This is a genomic window from Facklamia sp. P13069 (assembly GCF_050409405.1).
Classification (GTDB): domain Bacteria; phylum Bacillota; class Bacilli; order Lactobacillales; family Aerococcaceae; genus Facklamia.
This window is the reverse complement of record NZ_JBNUPN010000044.1, coordinates 1-6,167: the sequence shown is the minus strand read 5'-3', so window position 1 is coordinate 6,167 and position 6,167 is coordinate 1. Positions and strand designations below refer to the sequence as shown.

At 35.2% G+C, this 6,167-nt stretch carries 5 protein-coding genes and 1 pseudogene; all 6 read left to right on the top strand.

What is annotated here, in order from left to right:
- Positions 1-939: pseudogene (locus tag ACQV2T_RS09160) on the top strand (hypothetical protein); the annotation flags it as partial.
- Entirely contained in the window at positions 936-3,410 is a 2,475-nt protein-coding gene (locus ACQV2T_RS09155) for a G5 domain-containing protein (RefSeq protein ID WP_428893581.1), read from the top strand. The pseudogene ACQV2T_RS09160 and the gene ACQV2T_RS09155, both read left to right, overlap by 4 nt.
- 10 nt (positions 3,411-3,420) lie before the next feature.
- Positions 3,421-5,019, top strand: a complete 1,599-nt coding sequence (locus ACQV2T_RS09150) for a hypothetical protein (protein WP_428893580.1) — start codon at positions 3,421-3,423, stop codon at positions 5,017-5,019.
- Between the two features lie 21 nt (positions 5,020-5,040).
- Positions 5,041-5,226 (top strand): hypothetical protein, encoded by a 186-nt coding sequence (locus ACQV2T_RS09145; RefSeq protein WP_428893579.1) that lies wholly within the window; start codon positions 5,041-5,043, stop codon positions 5,224-5,226.
- Positions 5,226-5,816: a carbohydrate-binding protein gene (locus ACQV2T_RS09140; RefSeq protein WP_428893578.1), complete on the top strand. Its 591-nt coding sequence runs from the start codon at positions 5,226-5,228 to the stop codon at positions 5,814-5,816. Before ACQV2T_RS09145 ends, ACQV2T_RS09140 begins: the two co-directional genes overlap by 1 nt.
- Before the next feature lie 56 nt (positions 5,817-5,872).
- The gene (locus ACQV2T_RS09135) at positions 5,873-6,160 is read left to right on the top strand and encodes a hypothetical protein (protein WP_428872910.1); all 288 of its coding nucleotides are present in this window, start codon (positions 5,873-5,875) and stop codon (positions 6,158-6,160) included.
- Positions 6,161-6,167 lie beyond the last annotated feature (7 nt).

Here is a 6,167-nt window from a genome sequence, read left to right as displayed (position 1 = left end):
AAAGGTGAAGATGGCCAGAAAGGGTCTGATGGGCAAGATGGAGCGCCGGGGAAAGATGGATTAGGAGTTGCCAGGACAGACATTAAGTACACAAAGTCAACCTCTGGTACAAGAAAGCCTTCAACTGGTTGGAGTAACAATATCCCAACAGTTCCTCCAGGTCAATATCTATGGACTAAAACAACCTGGACTTATACCAATAATTCTACAGAAAGTGCTTACTCTGTTTCTCGTATTGGTCAAGATGGAAATACAGGGTCAGATGGAATTCCTGGTAAAGACGGTGTGGGTGTTTCAAGTACCGTTATTGAGTATGCAACCTCAACCTCTGGCACAACAAAGCCAACAAAGGGGTATTCAAAAAACATACCGACAGCGAAGCAAGGAGATTATATATGGACTAGAACTACTTGGAATTATACAGACGGAACTGTTGAACATGGATATTCAGTGGCCAGGATCGGTACTGATGGCAGGGAAGGTGTAGACGGCCAAACGTTATACACCTGGATCAAATATGCTGATACAGCCAGTGGTAAGGGTATGAGTGATGACCCTACTGGAAAGAAATTCATAGGGATAGCTTATAATAAGACAACTTCTACAAAATCTGGCAATCCTAGCGATTATGCTTGGTCAGCTATGTATGATTTAAAAGCTCTGGAAGATATTGAATTGAAGTTGAAAGGCTTGTCTGATCAAGCCGAAATATTGGTTGACATTTCTGGTAATGACCAAGAGATGATTTTCTCAGACAATCGACTGGATACAGACATAAACGGTGATGACTGGGCTTTCTTACTTGAAGATAGAACTAAAGAAATAACTCACAACGGTTCTGGTTTTGATGTTACTCAAGATTATCATTTCAGAACAATTGCCAAATATGTACCAAGAGTGAGCAGTCAAGTGAGAGTAGAATTTGAGGTGATAGAATGACAATAAAACCAATAAATTTTAGTCTGGTTCCCAAGAATGAAAGATATCCTAGTCATATCAAAAACAATGTGACTGATGATTTTACAATTGATACCTTATATCATGGAATGTTTCCAGAATATGAATTGAGTATCACTTCTGATTGGTATGAGAATATCACTAAGAAATTAGAAGATTTTAACCTTTTAGAGAATCCAGATCAACACATTACAAACAATGAGTATCAAATTAGAAGGGGTAGATTAAAAGAAGACATTATTGAAGGTGATACTTATCTCTCTATTGTGGAAGGAGACTTTAATAGTGGTAGTAGACTTTGGATGCGGTATAGTGACACGCTTAGATGGGTCGATCGTGAGTATGATTATCTTGGTGGAGGGTTTTGGCTGAGTGAATTTCACACTCAAGGAGACGTAACTATTGCAGACCCTAAAGGTGTTTCAATTTATAATTATGGAAGCAAATCCAGCGACAGGGAAAATGAGCTTAGATATTGGGGCGTTTTTAAAAAGAGTGATCTTTTAAAAGTTCAGTTGAGAACAAGAAAAGGCACAGTTAAAGTAAGTGATGGTGAGAATTTGTTGTTAAATTCTTGGGTGCCACATAAAAATAATAATTATCCTCTAGCTAGATATGATTTTGGAAATGAAAAACCGATTGTTGGGGAGTATTATACAATAACTCTTAAAGGAAAATTGGGAGAAAACAAAAGTTATTTTGGCGTCTATAATTCTGGAGGGTTGATTGCTCCTGTGATTATCTTTCCAACAGATTTTTCAAATGAAGGGATTGTTAAAAAAACTTTTAAATGGAAAAAAGAAGTTGATAGATACCCCGGAGTTGTGGCTGATGATAGTCACATAAATGTTTTCCCAATATCTTCGAGTGTAAATAGTGAGTCTGAAATTGAATGGATAAAAATAGAAAAAGGTAAAGAGTCTACTCCTTATTCAAAACATCCGTCAGAACAAATCGTAGATGAGAATAATAGAAATCTTCTAGATATAGTGCCCATAGAACCATTGTTTAATAAAAACGTTTCTAGTTTTGGCAAAAGTTTAGCTTATGTCGCATCTAGTGACAAGGCGTATGACGGCTTAAAATTAAATTTTGAAAATATGAAAGAAAACACTAGATATTATTTAAGGTTTAATGTGCAGAAGCTTTCTGGAAATCTTAAAAATATAGGTGGACATTTAGATAAATGTTTTTCAAATAGTAAGATATATATTGATGGCCAATTAAAATCATATTCATATAGCCAACCAGGTGTTGAAGAGATACTTAATGATGGTAACAGGCACAAAGTAGATGCGTATATAACATTTGGAAATAAAGGCACTTCCAATCGGCTTTATATACAGCCAAATAGAGGTTTAACAAATGATGTAGAGGTTTTAATATCAAATATATATATATCTGACTCAACTGGGAAATGGCAACCAGTTATGGAAGATATAGAAACATTGGTTGAAAGATCAAAATCTTATGTGACCTTACCAGATGGCAAAGTTCATTATTTACCTTATGAGTTTCAACAACCGTACAGCGACATTACAAAGGGAGTTACGGTCAAAGGAAACAGGTTGATAAATGCTTCTAAAAACTATTCGTTGAACCCAGATAATCAAAGTGTAGAATTGACAATTCCGCTTAGCAGAGAAGAAACAAAATGGGTTGAAACTTCAGCAATTGAGTCTTTGCCTTTTGTTAGAGAGACAGTCAATGATAGAAATAAAAGAGCTAGTGAATCTTATGTTAGGACTAATGGCGAAAAAGGTAGCAAGACCATTTATTCAACAAAAGAGTTTTATGTTAAAGATAATCGGCCAACAGGAACAATAGTTAAAGATTATGAAGTTATAACAAAACAACCAGTCAACGAAATCTATATTCAAGGTACAGCTACCGTTGAATGGAAACGCGAAGTATATAAGACTGAGCCCATTCCTTATTCAAGTATTAATCGAAACACAGACACAATGTATATCGGAGAAACCAGAATTTCGCAATCAGGAATAACTGGTGTCCGCTCTTATTATCGTGAAGTTGAATACTTGAACGGCAGCAAAACAACCAACTACAGAAACGTTGACACCTCTGGGACTATCACAAAATCAAAAAGAGACCAAATAACTTTGGTTGGAACCAAACCAAGAGAAGCAACCATAACTTTCACTAATAAACTCATCTATAAGTCCACTACTCTATACAGTTGGAAAGGTTACTCACCAATAACTATAAATGTTGAGAGTGATTTCTTAATAGGGAAAGATATAATATCTGTAAGATTTGATGGCAAAACATATATACCAAATAATGGCAAATGGATAATGCACAAAGAGATATATTCAATAAATAATCAAGACTTAATAGTCAAATATAACTCACTATCAGCAGCAAGAAATGATGGCTTGTTTAACGGAGTGGTCTCCCACTACGCAGACATTGAAGTTAAGTATAGAATTTAGGAAGTGAATTATGTTCCAAATAAAATCAAAAAATAAAGTAATCTCTCCTAAAATTAAAGATTTAGAAGATGGAAAAAAGCTATTAAGTTTTGATTTCTCCCCAACTTCAGCAGACCAGTCGATAGAACTTATACATGAAGATGTTTTAGACGGCTCTGCCTATGGTCACATAGGAGATTATTATTTAGAACAAACAATGCTATGGACTGGGGATCCTAACAAACCTTACGAAAAGAACACCTCAGAAGCTTCAAGGCTGAGAACAATATTCGATAATTTGAATAACATATCTTTAGCCATGAGAGACCCCGCTAACGGCTATGGAAAGTTTCAAATTAACGCAAATGGTATTCTAACTGAATTTCTAAATGCTGATGGTTCTTTGAAAACAAGCACTTTAACAACGGCAGGGAAAATAATTAACCTCATTCAAGGCGAAACTTCAAAAACGGTTCAGCAAATGAGTGAAGATATTTATAATGTCACAGTTAGCAAAGAAGATATTATAAATGAAATCAATGTCCAAGCAGGTTCAACTATTTTTAGTTCTAAGAACTCGTCTGGTAAGAATGTTCTCCGAATAACTCCTGAAACAACCTATATCCAAGACGCAACAATTAAGTCATCTATGATTGCTGACGCGGCCATTAATACGGCTAAAATAGGCACTATAGACGCCCTAACGGCAAACATTATCAATATTAATGCTAAGAATATAACAGGCCAAGAAGCCAACCTTATACAAGCTATGTTCAATGGTAAGCATAGCATGACGAAAATCGACTCAAACGGCATGAAGGTATTAAAAACAATCGGGTCAAATGAAATTTCAACAGAATTTGTTGCTGACGGCATTCGCGTTTATGGCAATCGAAATAATGTTAATAAATGGATAGGGGCTTTGTCTTATTCAGCAGGTGGAGATTTTGCATTAGCAGGAAAAAGTGGAGCAAATCTTATTCTTGGTTATTCAACAGGTGCTGATAACAGTTATTTACAATCTTTAGCTGTTCACGGTTCGTTAGGAGACGTGAGATTATATCGGCCTATATTGCACGGAGACAGGCCACAGGGGTTTCGTTTGGACAATTATTATAACGACACTGTTATTGAGGATGTCATGAGTGGTGGTGCTATCAGATGGAAGTACAGCAATGGGTCTGATAAAGGATATTTCTATATTTACGAGCCCACCTCTAATAAATGGATTTGTATAAATACAAACCTACAAAATCTAGCGTCAAGACTGGCCAATCTTGAAAGAACTGTTAAAACATTACAAAGTTCTATAAGAAATATTGATAGTGGCGCAAATACAGGTGGAACGGTCAATCCAGGTAGCAGTGACACAGGTGGTGAAACGGGGTCTGGTAGCAAAATTTATGTAGGGGCTAAAATTAAATTAAATTCATCAACGATTTATAACCAAGACGGATATAGATTGACGGTTGATCCAGCCTATAGAAACCTCACCTACAAAGTCTTATATAAAGCTACTTGGAACACCCCAGCACCTTATAGGTGCCACAGAGTGTACAATGACGGCAGCGTAGAAACAAGTTATTCAGAGTTTTGGGTAAATGACGATATCGCCTATGTAGTAAATTAATAATATGGAAGGGATTTTAATATGAGTGAACAAACAATAACAATAAAAGATGTAGCCGTGAGTAACGTAATCGAAGATCTTACAAGACAAATCGCTATATTAAAAGTGAATAATGAAGTCTTACGTCTTAATCTAGAAAATTATCAAACTAAAGAAGCTGAAGAGTTGAATAAAGCAGCAACAAAAAATAAAAAGGAGGTTAAGTAATGTTTGAAGTATCGGTTAAATATCCCGTTTTTAAGAGTGACAATATGCAAGAAATCGAGAAAACAATAGCGACTATTACATGTAAACATTCAAAGGGAATAGATACAATTACTAAAGAACTTGAAGGGAACTTCATGAACTCAGAAGACAATGAAGTTGTCAAACGTGTCTTAGATGTTTTCTTTGAAGAAAATTTCAAAGAAAAAAAGGCTGAAAACGATATAGAAAACTTGAACACGAAAATTAAAAATCAGACAAAAGAGATAGAAGATATCAAAACTTATTTGGATAAGGTAAAGTCAGTGTCTGAGTTAATAATGAAGACAGTGGTCTTTGCAAAAGATTTAAACGAAGAACAAAAAGAGATTATTTTTAATTCTTATGATGGCTTTGAAATTGGCAAAAAGTATGATCAGGGGGATGTCTTTAAGTTTGACGGTAAATTGTATGAAGTATTGCAAAATCACATTTCCCAATCTGATTGGTTCCCAGAAGACACTCCATCACTTTACAAAGAAGTTTTGAACATAAAGGATAAAATCCCAATCGAAGACCCAGAAAATGCTGAAACAACAGAAGAAGTAGAATAGTAGATAAAATTAGTGGTTGTGATTAAGTGAATAGAATAAATCGAGAGGAGTAACTTATGTGGGTTAAGGAAATGGCTTATTTCATAAAAGAATGGTGGTTTCTTATTTCGGTTCTTACAGGAATGTTTGTTGGTGCGTACAAGGGTGTTAATCTCATAAATGACACACTAAAAGACATTAAATACGAACTGAAAATTTGGAACTCGCGAATGGATCAGTCGGAAAAAGACCGTCTAAATATTCATGCAAAGTTGAAAGAACACGAAGTTCGTATCGGAAAAAATGAAGATGACATTATAAAACATGACGAACGTATCAAAATTATTTCTAACAGGAGGAACTAAAAATGGA

Bases quoted from the DNA above. Each gene is read 5' to 3' on its own strand.
- ACQV2T_RS09155 (WP_428893581.1), top strand. From the start codon at position 936: ATGACAATAAAACCAATAAATTTTAGTCTGGTTCCCAAGAATGAAAGA.
- ACQV2T_RS09150 (WP_428893580.1), top strand. From the start codon at position 3,421: ATGTTCCAAATAAAATCAAAAAATAAAGTAATCTCTCCTAAAATTAAA.
- ACQV2T_RS09145 (WP_428893579.1), top strand. From the start codon at position 5,041: ATGAGTGAACAAACAATAACAATAAAAGATGTAGCCGTGAGTAACGTA.
- ACQV2T_RS09140 (WP_428893578.1), top strand. From the start codon at position 5,226: ATGTTTGAAGTATCGGTTAAATATCCCGTTTTTAAGAGTGACAATATG.
- ACQV2T_RS09135 (WP_428872910.1), top strand. From the start codon at position 5,873: ATGTGGGTTAAGGAAATGGCTTATTTCATAAAAGAATGGTGGTTTCTT.